Raw genomic sequence first — 15,458 nt, forward strand, 5'->3', positions numbered from 1 at the left:
TCAATTTACGGAATTAGGCCTCGCGGATTTGGGAGGTATAGCCGCCCTGCGCAGCGGGGACTAAATCCATAAATTGATTGATACACTCGGGCAGTTCTTCGCTGCGATGGCTAACAAACAAAATACGGGTTTGGCCGTGGGCGGCAATTTGGTCTACCGCACCGAGCAGTCGGGATTTTTGATCGTTGTCCAAGCCAATGCAGGGCTCATCTAAAATTAAGATACGGGGCGACTTGACCATGGCTCTAGCCAGTAAGACCATGCGCTGTTCACCAAACGATAGCCGGTCGAAACGCTGCTCCTTGAGGGGCAGCAGCTCAAGCGCGTCTAGCCACGCAACTAACATCTGGCGTTGAGATTCGCTGTAGTCAGTGTATAAACCTACCGAATCAAATAAGCCAGACGCTACCACGTCGATCACCTTGGTGCGTTTTAAATTATTCATTTGCATGCTGGTATTAAGCAGGCCAAATTGGGCTTTAACTTCCCAAATACTTTCGCCGCTGCCGCGACGCTTGCCGAATAGGTACACCTCTTGGCCGTAGGCCTTATCGTTCTCGCCGCAGAGCAGGCCGAGCAAGGTCGACTTGCCGGCGCCGTTAGGGCCGCTAATACAGCAGTGCTGGTTGGGCATCAAGGTCCAGTTGATGTCGCTGAGCACCTGATTACCACGGAAATTTACATTGATATTACGTAGTTCTAGTAGCGCGGTGTCGGCGGGGTGGGCTGGTGCCTCGGCAATGGGCAGCGGTTTAGCATAGTGATGCAGAGCTTGACTGGCCTGCTTGGCGGCGGCCGCACTGCATTCACCTAGCATTTTGCCGTGGGCCATTTGATATACGGTGTCGATGCAGTCGGGAATATCGTTGGCATCTTTAGTTAGCAGAATCAGCGGCGTTGGCGAGGTGAGTAACTCGTCGAGCATGGCGCGCATTTCGGCTTGCGCCTTAACGTCTAAGCCTTCAAAGGGATTGTCTAAAATCAGTGCGGCGGGTTTGGCTAACAGGGCGCGGGCGAGCAGGGTTTTGCGACTTTCACCGGTGGAGATAAAGCGGATGCCCTGATCTAAGATATGGCAAATGCCCAGCCTGCTGCACAGACTGTCGAATTCCGCGCTGGCGGGCTTACCCTGCAAAATAATGGCGCGCACGGGGGTGCCAACGTCAAAAGCGTCGTCGCGGGTTTCGCTGTCGTCAAAGCGGCGGTCGTGCTCCATCAGTTCGCGGTGTAAATCGAAGGAGATGTGGGCGATATCATCGGGGCCAATATTGGGCGCGTAATGCATATCGCCGGCATTAGGCCGCAGCTGGTCGGTAATTAATTTGGCGAGGGTGGTTTTACCTGCGCCGTTACCGCCCAAAATGGCGAGATGCTGCCCAGCGGGCCATTGCCAGCTAAAGTTATCGAGAATGGGGTCTAGCTGATAGGCAAAGCGAATGGCGTCAAATCGAATAATAGGGGTGGACATGGGCAACCGTCTTAACAAAAAGTAATCGGCCACTATAGCATATTTGCCCTGAGTTTCTTGGGGCTCCTTGGTGTTGCTAGCGGGTGTTCGCTGTGGGAAATACATGCCCAGCAGCGAATTAGCGTAAGGTTTTTAGCAGCGAATACACTCACCGGGACTGAGCTGATAAAAATCGACAATGTGCTGCCATGCTTGTTCGGCGGTATCTACGACATTAATCATATTGACATCTTCGGGGCTGATAACACCCTCGTCGCGGAGAAACTCCAGGTTGATTGCCTGTCGCCAAAATTCGTGGCCGATAAGAATGATTGGCACCCGCCGCGACTTGCCGGTTTGAATTAGGGTTAGGGCCTCGAACAATTCATCGAAGGTACCAAAGCCGCCGGGGCAGACCACCACTGCTTTAGCACGCAGCATAAAGTGCATTTTGCGAATGCCGAAGTAGTGAAAGCGAAAACAAAACTCTGGGCTGATGTAGGGGTTGGGTTCTTGCTCATGGGGCAGCACAATATTCAGGCCAATCGATTTGCCGCCGGCGTCACTGGCGCCGCGGTTGGCGGCTTCCATAATGCCAGGACCGCCGCCGGTGACCACATAAAGTTGCTCGTTGGGATCGCAGTTGGTCGAATGCGTAGTAATAAGTTCGCCTAGGCGCCGAGCTTGTTCATAGTGATGGCTGTTGCGTTGGTCGCGTTTGGCGGCCCTTACTTTGGCTGGGTCGCCGCTGCTTTGTGCTATCACTAAGGCGGCGTCGGCCTCCTCGGGCGAGGGGAAGCGGGCGCTGCCGAAAATCACGATTGTGGATTCAACCCCGTGCTCTTTTAGCGTCATCTCGGGTTTTTGCAATTCTAAGTGAAAGCGCAGGCCGCGCAGCTCCTCGCGCAGCAAGAAGTCTTGATCGGTATAGGCCAGCCGGTAGGCGGGCGGGTGGTCTTGCTGGTTACTAGGTAACTCGTCCCGAGCAGAGGGAAAGTTAGCGCCGCGTAATTTAGACTTGTCGGTCATTTATTATTTCCTGATCGTTTGTACTTTTGAGTTAGTCTTGTCTTTAGCATAGCGCTGAAATGCGACAAATGCACAGCGCCAAAACTCTCGAGAAAACATTGTGTTGTCGGCCCCAGTAGGTATGATCTTGAGGTGGCCTCGGCGGGTATAGCTGCTGTTGGTAATTCCTTCTAAGTATTGAAAGGTATGTATGTCCCAATCAGATTCGTCGTATGTACAGCATTTTTTTAAACTAGAGTCCGCTGGTGGAATATTGTTGGTGATGGCCAGTGCCCTTGCTATGGTGTTGGCCAATAGCCCGTTAGTGGGTGTTTATAATCTTTTGATTGATACTCCGGTAGTGGTGCAGGTTGGCGCGCTTAAACTGGCCAAACCACTATTGATGTGGGTGAACGACGGCCTTATGGCGGTGTTCTTCCTGATGGTGGGCTTGGAACTCAAGCGCGAATTTATGGAAGGGGAGCTTGCTGAGTTAAACAAAATTATTCTACCCGGCCTTGGCGCCATTGGCGGTATGGTGGTGCCAGCAGGTATCTATTTGGCACTGAATCGCGGTGATGCGATTGCAGCGCAGGGCTGGGCAATACCAACTGCCACCGATATTGCCTTTGCCTTAGGGGTATTAAGTTTGTTGGGGCCGCGGGTGCCCATTGCCTTAAAAGTGTTTTTAACCTCGCTGGCAATATTCGACGATGTTGGCGCTATTCTAATTATCGCGTTTTTCTACACCAGCAAGATCTCATTATTCGCCATTGTGGTGGCGGGCGCCTGTGTACTGGTGCTGGCGTATATGAATCGCCGCGGCGTATCCGAAAAAAGCCCTTATTTACTGATTGGCCTGGTTATGTGGGTGGCGTTAGTGAAGTCTGGGGTACACGCGACTTTGGCGGGGGTGGTACTGGCGATGTTTATTCCGATGCGGGCTAAAGAGTCAAGTAAGGAGTCGCCCGCAAAATCCTTAGAACACGATCTTCACGCGGCGGTTGCCTTTGTGATTTTACCGGTGTTTGCATTCTGTAACTCGGGCATTAGTTTTAGCGGTGTGGGCTTAGATCATATACTGCACGGCGTGCCGCTTGGTATAGCGCTAGGGCTGTTTGTGGGTAAGCAGGTCGGCGTGTTTGGTTTTTGTTGGTTAGGCGTGAAGCTTAAATTCACCAAGTTGCCAGAGGAAATCTCCTGGCTATCGCTGTATGGCACAGCGCTGCTTTGCGGTATAGGTTTTACGATGAGTTTATTTGTGGGTTCGCTAGCCTTTGAAGAGTCAGGGGTGAACCAACTGTTCGACGAGCGACTGGGCATTATTATTGGTTCCTTATTGTCCGGTATTGTTGGTTATTTAATATTGAATCAAAGCCTTAAAAAAACGATAGATAATGAGGCTGCAGTAAAGCCTTTAAATTAGCTCTAATTCTACGTTTGGATGGGTCGCTGATGAAGAAACCTGCGCAAAAGGCGTTGTTGGCAGTATTCGTGATGCTTGCGGTGGGGGTGTTAATCGCATTGCTAGCGGGCCAGGGGCTGCCACGGTATCGCGGGCTGCCACTGCCTCTGTGGTCTCTGTTAATCGCCGTTGCTGTGCAATGGTTGGTATTTGCTCATGCTTATCGGCACCAGACCGAACGCTTTTATGATTTAACCGGCGCCGCCACCAATATTGGACTGGTGATTTTCGCTTTGAATTATAGTACTGGAACATCGCGCGATTATCTATTGGCTAGCTGTATCGTGCTTTGGGCTCTGCGCTTAGGGATTTTTTTATTTTGGCGGGTGACCGTCGATGGCGGTGATACGCGCTTCGCTAAGATCAAACCGAATTTTTTCCGATTTTTGCTGACATGGACCTTGCAAGCCTTGTGGATTTTCTTGATTTTGCTCTGCGCAATTTTGGCGATGGCCGCTGAAAATCCTAAGCCGCTTGGATTAGTGACGGTGTTTGGCTTTGCCTGCTGGTTGCTAGGTATGGTGATAGAGTCAATTGCCGATGTTCAAAAGCGACAGTTTCGGGCTGACCCAAACAATGCGGGGCAGTTTATCCATCAAGGCCTATGGGCTTGGTCTAGGCATCCCAATTATTTTGGTGAAATATTAGTGTGGCTCGGGGTGAGCATCATTGCCTTGCCCGTATTAAGCGGCTGGCAGTATTTAGGTTTGTTGTCGCCCTTGTTTGTTATTCTAGTACTGACAAAAGTAAGTGGTGTTCCGCTACTTGAGGCAAGTGCTGATCGGCGCTGGGGAGGTGACTTAAGCTATGAACAATATAAAGCGCAAACCCCAGTGCTTATACCGCGTCCGCCACGTCTTTGACGGCGGACTCGTCTAATTATGTTTTGATGAGTGAGTTGTAATGATTGAACCCATACTAGTCGGACTTGCCTTTATAGCCGGCTTGGTATTTAAACGCCTTGGTATGCCACCTTTACTTGGTTATTTGGTGGCAGGATTTTTTGCGGGTGGCTTGCAACTGGGCGATGCCGAGGTGATTCACTCGCTAGCTGAGCTGGGCATTATTTTACTGCTGTTTACGATTGGTCTGAAACTCAATGTGCGGGAATTACTGGCGCCGCAAATCTGGGCTACAGCGACGTTGCACAGCGCGGTGGTGATACCGTTAACGGTATTGGTTTTGTTGAGCCTGCATTGGCTGATTCCCGGTGTAGAGGAAGTTGAAACGCCAGTGGCGTGGATGCTGGCCTTTGCGCTGTCGTTTTCCAGTACCGTGTTTGCGGTCAAAATATTCGATGAGCGCGGTGAGGGCGCTGCGCTGCATGCCAAGCTCGCCATAGGTATTTTAATTGTTCAAGACATCTTCGCGGTAAGCTATTTGGTGTTCTCTGCCGAACACGCACCCTCGCCATGGGCTTTTGCATTACTGGGTTTGCCATTGTTGCGGCCTCTATTGGCGGCGCTGCTTAAGCAGGCTGGACACGGCGAACTATTAGTTCTATTCGGAATAGGTACTGCCCTTGGCGCTGCGGCGCTATTCGAGGCAGTGCACCTAGAGGGCGGTTTGGGGGCCTTGCTGTTTGGCGTATTGCTGTCTAAATGCAGTAAAACCGTGGAACTGTATAAAAGTCTGATTAACTTCAAGGATATTTTCCTTACTGCATTTTTCTTAAGCATTGGTTACGAGGGCATGCCCAGCGGTGCGATGCTGATTGTGGCGCTGGCCTTGGCCGGGTTGATTTTCCTACGGCCGCTGATTTATTTCTTGCTATTGCTGCTCTTTCGCTTGCGGGCGCGCACTTCGCTTCTGGTTGGCTTGTCGCTGTTTAATTACAGTGAATTTGGTCTAATCGTTGCTGCAATGGCGGTTAAGGCTGGCTCCCTGCCGTCGGAGTGGTTGACGACCTTGGCGGTGGCCATGGCCTTATCGCTGTTTATTGCGGTGCCCTTTAATACCCATGTACACAGTTTGTATGCCCGCATTGCAGACCGTCTGCAAAAGCTGGAGCGCGGTCAATTGCTGATGCAGGAGCGGCCGGTCAATATGGGTGAAGCAGAAATTATTATCTTTGGCATGGGGCGGATCGGCGGCGGCGCATACGACTATCTTAGTCAGCACTATCCCGAGAATATCGTGGGGGTTGAGGAAAGCGCGGATAAAGCCGTGCAACTGAAATTGGCGGGTATTAACTGTGTGGCGGGGGATGCCAGTGACCGCGACTTTTTGGAGCGAGCCGACTTGCAGCGGCGCCGAATGATTTTAGTGAGCCTCAGTAATCACGAAGAAAATATTGAAGTAGTTAAATTGCTTAATCAGCTCAATTATCAGGGCAAAATTGCTGTGGTATCGCGGTTTCCAGACCAGCACGACGAGCTGTTGCGCATGGGTTGCGTCACTTTTAACCTGTATGCTGAGGCCGGTCACGGCTTTGCCGAGCGGGTTTTGGAAGAGCTTGCCTAGGGGGCGCGGCCCCCTGATTCTGATAATTGTTGATCTACATCACTTTTCTAAAATTAATCCCTCTTTCTTAAAACCATTTAGTAATACCTCTCGTAAGGCTGATTGAATGCGTGGCACCGCTGCGCCTATTCAACGCCATTAATCGGTGCTGCCGGTTAATTTTTCAGTACACAGGATTTGTAGCTACCTCACTTAAAGGTATTTTGCGTATGAATATTTCAAACAATAATTCTCAACAAAATTTCTATTCTATGCCACGACGTCGCACCGCGCTGGCCGCGGCAGTGATTATTGCCGTAATGGGGCTGACAGCTTGTGGTGGCGATGATGGCCGCGACGGCAGTCCCGGCGCTATGGGGGTGGCTGGCACGGATGGCACTAACGGTACAAATGGAACTAATGGCAGTAATGGAGCCAATGGCAGTAACGGGGTCGATGGCGCCAACGGTGTAAATGGCAGCAATGGTGTGGACGGGGCGCCGGCCTTTCCAGCAGCCACTATTTTGATAGCCAGCAATGGCGGCGGCGATACCAATGTCCGCGTGCGCAATGAATCGCTGGGTTTGCTGAATACATACAACAGCGGTGGTAATGAAGGTTTGTTGGTGGATAGTGCGGGTCATTTGGTGCAGGCCCAAGACGCGGTGGCGCCGGCAAGTATTGTGACGGCGTGCAATGCTGTTGCCCGCAAAACCGGCGAGGCGAGTCGCGCGCTGACTGGGCCGAGCACTGGCCTGGCCACGCCCAAGGGTATTGCAAAAATAGCGAGTGCGGGCCTCGTTGTGGTTGCCAATGTTGGCGCTAATAATTTGTTGGTATTTGGCGCGGCGGCAGGGGGTGACCAAGCACCGTTGGCGACGGTAAGTCTCGGTACTAATGCTTGGGATATTGCCTACGATGACATCGCAGATCGCTTATTTGTGGCGCAAACCAATGGTTCGGTCGCGGTTTTTGATAGTTTTTCTACCGATCTCGGGGCGATGGCACCGCGTATATTCACCTCGGCAACCGCCGGCGCGACCACAAATTTTCACGGTATCGATTACGATCAAGCAGGGGACCGCTTAGTGGTCAGCGATGTTGGTTCTGCCACAGATGCTAGCGACGGCCGCCTCTATGTGTTTGACAACGCCAGTACAGCCACGGGTAGTGTAACGCCGAGCGTTAGCATTTTTGGTCCCACCACGCTGCTTGGCAACCCAGTTGATGTGCAGTTAGATGGCAGTGATGTGCGTATTGCCGAAAAGTCGAACGATGCCATTTTGGTTTACCGTAATATCTTTGAGAGCGCGGGTGGCGATGTTGCTGCAGACGTGGTCTTTGCCACCACGAAACCTGAATCTATTGCTGTGTTGGCGGCGACAGGGCCGAGGGCTGGCGCCACCGATATCACTGATCCAAATACGGCTTATACGCTGCTGACAACTAGTAATCCAGCGGGCGGGCCGGCAGGTTTACTCTTCAAAACTTCGCGTAATTTGGGTGCGCCGGCGCAAACCTTCAATGCTTCTGGCGCCGCGGCTGGTTTAACCGGTATCGAGAATGTGGTGCTAGACCGCAACGGCGATGCCTATATTGCATTTGATGCCGGTGCTGCGCCGGGTATTGCGGTAGTTAGTGCCCTCGATGGCCGTAGCGCTGGATCGTTTAATGCTTCGCGCGATCGCATAATTTCTGGTGCAGCAACGACCTTGCTCACTCCCAAAGGTGTCGAAATAGCCGATGATCTGGGCTTAATCTTGGTAGCAGATACCGGCGCGAGCGCAATTTTAGTCTTTAGCAGTTGCGCAGCGGGTGATGCCGCGCCGCTGGCAACACTGTCTGGCACGGGCACGCCCTGGGACAGTGATTACGATCCTCTCAACGATACGCTCTATGTTGCCCAGACCAATGGCAGTGTCGATGCCTACGACAACTTTTCGATTGATCTTGGTGCCAATGGTGCGTCGCGCACTATTACCCTTAGTCCTGCGGCTACTAATTTACACAGTGTCCGCTACGACCAGCGCTCAGATACCTTGATTCTGGCCGACGTGGGCTCTGGTGTGGATGCGACTGATGGTGCTCTACTTACTCTGGAGTTCGCCTCAACTGCCAACGGCTCAACGCCGGTGAGCAAAAGCGTGTCAGGGCCACTAACCGGCTTGGGCAACCCGGTAGACATCGCCTTTGATGGTGTTGATTTGTATGTCGCCGAAAAAGCTAACGGCGGTGGTGCGATTCAGGTGTGGCGCAATTTTCTAACTAATACCGCTTTGGCGGGCAGTGTGGCGCCCAGCAGTTCGGTGGCGGCAGTGAACCCCGAGTCGATTGTGTTGATGCCTAAGCGTTAAAGCCTAAGTTTGTTGCCAGCACTTATCGCTGGTAACACGCTCGTCAAGCCCGCGGTGTTGTCACTGCGGGTTTTTTTTATCCCCTTCTCTGTGTTTATGCGCAGTTCCATGCCGTGCCCCATTATAAATAGTCTGTGCTGCGCCTCGCTGGCCCTTTCGGCTGGGCTAGCAAATGCCCATAATGGTTTTGCAGGGAACCATTTTGCGGAGTAACAGATCTATCTGTCCGGCAAATTAATCGCTAGCGGGAGCTGTATGGAAAACAATAATCCTTGGTTGCGGGCTGAAATAGCGCAATGGCTCAGGGAAGGCACTATTAACGACGAGCAGGCTAAAGTGCTGTACGCCCGTTACCCCGCGGTGGTGTACCCGGGTCGAACGAGCGGCGGTGCGCGCAGTGTTGGCGCCGGCGGTAATTGGGGTAAGGTGATTTTCGCTGCGCTTGGTGTAGCTGTTTTTGGCATGGGTGTGGTGCTACTGTTTGCCTATAACTGGGGCGAGATGCATCGCTATCTCAAACTTGCGGTGATTGGCCTGTCGATTTTACTCGCTCACGGTGTGGGTATGGCTATGTTTCGCAGCGACGGTCCGCGTCGTCGTGTCGGTGAGAGCCTACACTTGCTGGGGACCATATTGTTTGGTGCCGGTATTTGGCTGGTAGCGCAAATTTATCATTTCGATGCTCATTATCCCGACGGATTTTTGCTGTGGTGTTTAGCCGCCATGAGTATGGCGTGGGCCTTGCCCTCGGCGGCGCATGGCATTCTCGCGGCGGTATTATTGCTACTGTGGAGTGGTTTAGAAACCTTTGAATTTCAGCAGGCGATGCCTCAGGCGAGCTGGATTTTGTTGTTGGGTTTGTTGCCGCTGGCGTGGTGGCAGCGCTCTGCAAGTTTGCTGACTGTGGTCTTGGTGAGTTTGCCATTGGCCTATATTGTTGGGGTGTGGACTTATGGCGAGCAGTTTTTGGCGCCGTTATTACTGTTGTTATGCGCTAGCTACTTTGCCTTTGCGCGCTTATCACATTCCCTTGGTAACCCTGCAGCTGGGTCGGTGTTTCGCAGTGTTGGCATTGTGCTGTGGCTGCCCTTGATCTTTATTGGCACCTTTATCGGACTGCCATCGCAAACAGGTATGTCGGCGGTCCCGGGTTTTGGACTGTTGCAATTACTTTTTCCGCTATTACTCGCAATTGGGCTTTGGCTTTGGGTATTAATAAGTGCCAAAAGCCGGCCACAAGGCCTAGAAGCATGGCTGGAGAGTGGCTTAGTGCTCGCGGTACTCATGATTGCGGTGTTGCCCGCCATGCTTGGTGAAAATATGGAGGGTGTTGGTAGGCTGATATTTAATCTGGTGTTTTTAATTTACAGCTTGCTCTACGTTTACCGCGGTACCGAGTACGGCCGAGGCAAAATTTTGGCCTTGGGCTGTGTCATGATCAGTGTGCTGGCCTTGGCAAGATTTACCGATTTATTCCACAGTTTGTTGGCTCGCTCCAGTGTATTCCTTATTCTGGGTGTGGTGCTGTTTGTGATTGGTCAGCGCTACGCCAAGCAAAATACCCGTCGTAAATTGGAGAAGCCCCGTGCGTAAAGCCTTGATAATAGCACTGGTAGTGGGCCAGTTTGGGGTGCTTGCCTATATGGCCGGACAGCGCGAGTGGATTCGTCACCGCGGTGAAAATATCTATTTGCGCACCGCGCCGGTCGACCCTCGCGACCCGATGCGGGGTGATTACGTACAGCTCAGCTACGGCATCAATAACGTGGATGTTAGTCATTATCGCGGCCGGAAAGCTGCGTCGGCTTTGTCCCGCGGTGCTGCGCTATACGCGGTGCTTAAAGCGGGGTCAGTGGATGTGTATGAATTAGATTACCTGAGCGATCAGGCGCCGGTCTCTGGTCTGTTCTTGCGCGGTCGCTTGAATAGAGAGATGAGTGCAGGGCAAATATCGGTGAGCTACGGTATTGAACAGTATTTTGTAGAGCAGGGCAGTGGCCGTGCCATCGAGACTAAGCAGGGTGGTGTAGACGGAGTTCAAGTTCCCTTGGAGGTGGCTGTGGCGGTGGGCGGCAATGGCCGAGCAGTGCTAACGGGTTACCGCTGGAGCCGTCTGGGAATCCGCTTGGAGCAGATTAATCCCGTTGCCGAGACCAGTAATACACTGACGTGGGACAGCGCAACTATTGCGCAGCGCAGCCCGGTGATCGTCCTCAGCTTGCAAAATGTGTCTGATACGGCGCTAAAAATTGCCGACAACGATAAACATTGTGGTTTTTACCTGCAATCCTTAGGGGATACCGGTCGCAACTTTAGCTCGGCAGATAAGAGCTGTTCGCCCTATGTGCTGCGTGAAGCGGATATCATTAATCTCGAGCCAGGCGAGGTGTATCGGGTTGAGTTAAATATGGGTCAACCGCGCTGGTATGTTTTAGAGCGCGGTGCAATTGGCTCGTCGGCAATGGTGGTGAATGCGGCGAATGAGCGGTTTAGGTTGGTTTATCAAACGCCGCTGCTGTTGCCCGGAATGGAAAGCCCTGCGTTATGGCAGGGCCGCTTGGTATCCCCCGCGTTCAGCGTGCGAGGGCGAGTGGATTAGCGGGCATTTTATTTAGCTGTAAAAAAAGGCGCTTGCGCGCCTTTTGTAGAAAAAATCAGAGTGTTTAAGCCATTTGTACGCTGAGCATTTGCAGGCGTTTGCGCTGCATTTTTAAGGCGTACTCCAGTTCTTTCAGGCGGGTACGCAAAGTGGCGTGCTCCCAAGCATTATGCAAGTTGAGCTGCAATTGCTCTTTTCTGTCGGTAAAGTTTTCCTGCAATGCGTCTTTCTGAGCGCTCAGGGCATCGCGTTTGGCCTCCATCCAGCGCTGGCTAACTGCATTCCAGTCGTTGAGATGCTCGCAGAACTGCTGATATTCCTGCTCAAGAAATGCACCGAATTGCTTAGTGTCGGCGCCTTTGCGACCGCGCAGGGCCTGCTCGGCTTTTTTGAATTGCATGGTGAGCACGGCGCGCTGAATTTTAAAGTCGGGTACTTTGCGCAAGTCCCACGTTAGGCCCAGCCATGAGGCTGATTTGATTAGCCACTTGGTTGGGTCGTAATGCCACCAGCGGATGCCATTGCGGTAGTCATTTTGGAAAATGTGGTGGTAATTGTGATAGCCCTCGCCGTAGGTGAGTAAGGCCAAGAAGTCGTTGTCGCGGGCAGTGTTTTCGTCGGTATAGGGGCGGCGACCCCAAAAGTGAGCCAGCGAGTTGATGAAGAATGTGGTGTGGTGACTTACAACGAGGCGAAGCACCCCTGCGAGTAGGAGGTTCTCCAGCATATTGCCGGTGATAAAGCCTAGGATAACAGCTGGGGCAATATTCATGGTGAGCACAAGGGCAAGGTAATTGCGGTGCTGCCACATAACGATTTTATCGCGTTGTAGATCTTTGGCATTAGAGAAGTCTTCGCTGCTCGCTTTGTAGTCGCGTAGCATCCAGCCGATGTGGGAATACCACAAACCTTTTTTTGCTGAATAGGGGTCGTGATCTACATCGTCTACGTGGCGGTGGTGCCGACGGTGGCCAGAGGCCCATACTAAGATACTGTTTTGGGTTGCGGCGGCGCCGAACAGGGCAAATAGTAGTTTTAGCAAGGGGTGGGCTTTATAGCTATTGTGAGCCCACAGCCGGTGGTAACCCGCTGTAATGGACATACCATTGGCGCCCAGCACCACAAAAAAGGCCAGCCAGCCGCTCCAGCTAAAGCCTTGACTAAAGCCGTACCAAGGCACCCCAATAAGGGCAATTAGTAGGGTGCTTGAAAATAAAATACTCTGCATCATCAGCAGTGGTGGCTTTTGCTCTGATTTTAATGGCTCGGATTGGCGCTGTTCAGACATAGGAGGAGCGGCCTCGGTAATTAAATATAGGTGTTAATGTGTGCATTTTATAGAAAGCCTCCCGCCTTTGACAGTGACGACTTGATGACAAAAGCGTAATTGCCTCAGGACGTGACGGCTTAGCTGTTTTTTTAGCTTAAATTGTCTTGTGGCTCAATACTATGCGCACTTTCCGTGATGCCTTAATCGCTCACTGAAAGCGCTAGCCTATGGTATTGTTACGCATATTAGAGCATCGATTATATTTGCTCAGGGAGTAGGCGAAGTACCATGCCCAGATTGGCAGTATCCCCAGAAAACAATTTTCTTCAGCGTAGGCAAATTCGGGTGCCCCAGTGTTATGGCCGTAGGCTTACGCCATTTTGTATGCTTATTGCTGGTGCCTTTATCAGTGATAGCAGTTTAGCGGCGGGCATGAGTCGGCTCGAAGAAGTGGTGGTTAGCGCCCGCAAAAAGCCTGAATCCCTGCAAGATACCCCCATTTCGCTAACGGTGTTCAGTGAAGAGCGCTTAAAGGTAGAAGGTATTAGTGGTTTGGCCGACATCGCCAGTAAAGTACCGGGTTTAACCATTGAGCCGTTTCCCATTAATGGCGGTAGTTTACGCATTTACATTCGCGGTATTGGCTTGGGCGATATTCAAGTTACCCAAGACACGCCGGTGGCGGTGTATTTGGATGGGGTGTATATCGCGAGATCCAGCGGCACCGCAATGGACGTGGCAGAATTGATGCGCGTGGAAATTCTGCGTGGCCCACAGGGCACCCTTTACGGTCGCAATACGACCGGTGGCGCGATCAATTTAGTGACCCGTCGACCAAGTGTAGAAGCACTGGTATTTAATCAGAGCTTTGGGGTTGGCAACCGCGCTTTTTTTCGGAGTAAAACGAATCTCAACCTGCCATTGACCGACAGTTTGGCAATGAAATTGGCCTACCTCACTGAAAGCCGCGACGGGTTTATGGAAAACTCTGGGCCTGGTGGTGATTTCGGCGATCGTGAAGTGCAGGGGTTTAGATTTGACTTGGCGTGGGACATCAGCGCGAAGCTGCGTTTGGATTACAGCTATGATCGCTCTGAAATGGAGTTTTACAATTACATGTTTCAGGCGATTAATCCGCCGGCGGAAGACGGCGATAAAGGCCAAGCCGACGCCATAAAGCGCAGTGCCCAGGCCAGAACCGTATACGGCCAGCATCGCTTGAGTTCAATGGCGACTAGTGCGCCGCTGGAGGCTTCAAATAGCGAAGTAGAGGGACATGCACTGGTTGTTCATGCTGACTCCCGTCTAGGCGAGCTTAAGTATATTGCTGCGTATCGGGAGCTCCTGGACTCGGCCTATACCGATCTTGGCGGGGGCCTAGGCGCGCCGGACTATCGCCTAGACACGCATCGCTACGATGGCGCGGCGGCAGAGACCGCAAACGGTGGGCCAACGCCCTTGGTTAAACCGACCATCACGCACAGGCAGCAATCACACGAGCTGCAGTTTAGCGGCGAGATTGCCGGCTATGGTCTAGAGTATTTACTTGGCGGCTACTATTTTGAGGAGCAGGGGATTGAAGACAATAGTCCACTCCATCTGCAATTGTATTCATTGGTCGACGGCACCGAAGATGTCTATATCGTGAATTTACTCAGTCAAAAATACGAGGTTGATAATCAGGCCGCGGCGGTTTTTGGCCAATTGCGATGGACCCCGCCGATCTTAGACGATGCTATGCATATCACCGTAGGCGCACGTCACTCTAGGGACCAGCGTTACGCGCTGAAAAATCAGCAGGATGAGGTGTATTTTGAATACCATCCTGGTCTAGCTACTCCCCAAGTTTTCTCGCTGACGACTTTTGCTGAAAACGCTCTACTTGGCGCGGTAATTAACCCGTTGCTCGATCAAGGTGGGCTGCCGGGCGATCGACGCTTCGATAATGTCGCAGGCCAGCGCCGTTTTAAAGATGACTCCTTTAGTTTAATGTTGGAATACGAATTTAACGACGATGTTAATTTGTATGCCAAGGGCGTCGAGGCCTATAAAAGCGGTGGCTTTAACACCCGGGACCCGCAGTTAGATGGTAAGCAGGGCCCTGCCACCGATGGTATTGATTATGGCGTTGGATTTGCCGACGGCTTTGGCGAAGAGAAGGCTCTTAGCGTTGAGGTGGGTGTTAAAAGTGAGTGGCTAAATGGCCGCTTGCGGCTGAACGCCGATGTTTACCAAACCGATTTCGACGATATGCAAATTAACTTTTTATTGAACGGCACGGTGGCTGATACCAAGGTATTGAATGCAGGTCAGGCGAGCATGCGTGGCTTTGAGTTTGATGCCCTAGCTCTGTTGGGCGACTTTGTAGTGGCGAGCCTCGAGTACGTCTATCTCGATGCAGAAATAACCGAAGTAAAAGATAGCTTTGGCAATGACGTCACGCATCGTTACGCCTTTTCTGCTGCGCCTATAAATAGCTTTACGGCTGGGCTAGATTGGCTTATGTGGCAGGGCAATACTGCTAAATTGCAATTGAATGTAAATACCAGCTTTATGGATACTAAACTTGGTGGCGGTGATGTGCAGAAGGCCTTGACGATTATGCCGTCTTATCAGCTGTGGAATGCGCACCTTAGTTTGGAAAAAGTGCCGTTTGCGCAAGGTGAGTTCAGTGTAGCGCTTTGGGCTAAAAATATATTGGATAAAGAGTACGAGGTTTACGCAATTGATAACCTACCGCAGGCCGATCGCGCGGTGGTGTGGGGCGAACCCCGAAGTTTTGGCGTGGAGTTGGCTTACCATTTTGAATGATTGACTGCAGTGACTCAGCCTTGTTAATTTAGTTAATAAATGACGAAATCAAAATAAAAATA

10 protein-coding genes are annotated in these 15,458 nt (G+C 51.8%); 7 read left to right on the forward strand and 3 right to left on the reverse strand.

Going from position 1 to position 15,458, the window contains the following annotated elements; genetic code table 11:
* Positions 1-13: 13 nt before the first annotated feature.
* Together AB4876_RS08765 and AB4876_RS08770 are read right to left on the reverse strand one after the other, a co-directional pair.
* Positions 14-1,468: an ATP-binding cassette domain-containing protein gene (locus AB4876_RS08765; RefSeq protein WP_368381268.1), complete on the reverse strand. Its 1,455-nt coding sequence runs from the start codon at positions 1,466-1,468 to the stop codon at positions 14-16.
* Between the two features lie 132 nt (positions 1,469-1,600).
* Entirely contained in the window at positions 1,601-2,476 is an 876-nt protein-coding gene (locus AB4876_RS08770; RefSeq protein WP_368381269.1) for a TIGR00730 family Rossman fold protein, read from the reverse strand.
* 190 nt (positions 2,477-2,666) lie between these two features.
* Between AB4876_RS08770 and nhaA the strand changes: the two genes are divergently transcribed.
* The 6 genes from nhaA to AB4876_RS08800 all read left to right on the forward strand — a co-directional run bounded on the left by nhaA (position 2,667) and on the right by AB4876_RS08800 (position 11,315).
* On the forward strand, positions 2,667-3,881 hold the full coding sequence (nhaA, locus tag AB4876_RS08775) for a Na+/H+ antiporter NhaA (RefSeq protein ID WP_368381270.1): 1,215 nt from the start codon (positions 2,667-2,669) through the stop codon (positions 3,879-3,881).
* Between the two features lie 29 nt (positions 3,882-3,910).
* Positions 3,911-4,783, forward strand: coding sequence for a DUF1295 domain-containing protein (locus tag AB4876_RS08780; RefSeq protein WP_368381271.1), 873 nt, complete (start codon positions 3,911-3,913; stop codon positions 4,781-4,783).
* Positions 4,784-4,823: 40 nt separating this feature from the next.
* Positions 4,824-6,383, forward strand: a complete 1,560-nt coding sequence (locus AB4876_RS08785) for a cation:proton antiporter domain-containing protein (RefSeq protein ID WP_368381272.1) — start codon at positions 4,824-4,826, stop codon at positions 6,381-6,383.
* A 209-nt stretch (positions 6,384-6,592) separates the two neighbouring features.
* A complete protein-coding gene (locus AB4876_RS08790; protein ID WP_368381273.1) occupies positions 6,593-8,716 on the forward strand; it encodes a hypothetical protein in 2,124 nt (707 codons plus the stop codon).
* A gap of 255 nt (positions 8,717-8,971) precedes the next feature.
* Positions 8,972-10,309 carry a DUF2157 domain-containing protein gene (locus AB4876_RS08795; protein ID WP_368381274.1) on the forward strand — a complete coding sequence of 446 codons (1,338 nt, stop codon included), beginning with the start codon at positions 8,972-8,974 and terminating at the stop codon, positions 10,307-10,309.
* Complete coding sequence (locus AB4876_RS08800) at positions 10,302-11,315, forward strand: GDYXXLXY domain-containing protein (RefSeq protein WP_368381275.1); 1,014 nt, start codon at positions 10,302-10,304, stop codon at positions 11,313-11,315. The genes AB4876_RS08795 and AB4876_RS08800 overlap by 8 nt, the downstream gene beginning before the upstream one ends.
* Positions 11,316-11,379: 64 nt before the next feature.
* On the opposite strand, the gene AB4876_RS08805 is transcribed toward AB4876_RS08800, so the two are convergent.
* On the reverse strand, positions 11,380-12,603 hold the full coding sequence (locus AB4876_RS08805; RefSeq protein WP_368381276.1) for an acyl-CoA desaturase: 1,224 nt from the start codon (positions 12,601-12,603) through the stop codon (positions 11,380-11,382).
* Positions 12,604-12,873: 270 nt separating this feature from the next.
* Between AB4876_RS08805 and AB4876_RS08810 the strand changes: the two genes are divergently transcribed.
* Entirely contained in the window at positions 12,874-15,396 is a 2,523-nt protein-coding gene (locus tag AB4876_RS08810) for a TonB-dependent receptor (RefSeq protein ID WP_368381277.1), read from the forward strand.
* The last annotated feature ends 62 nt before the right edge of the window (positions 15,397-15,458 follow it).

The sequence above is a fragment of the Zhongshania guokunii genome (assembly GCF_040892635.1).
Taxonomy (GTDB): domain Bacteria; phylum Pseudomonadota; class Gammaproteobacteria; order Pseudomonadales; family Spongiibacteraceae; genus Spongiibacter; species Spongiibacter guokunii.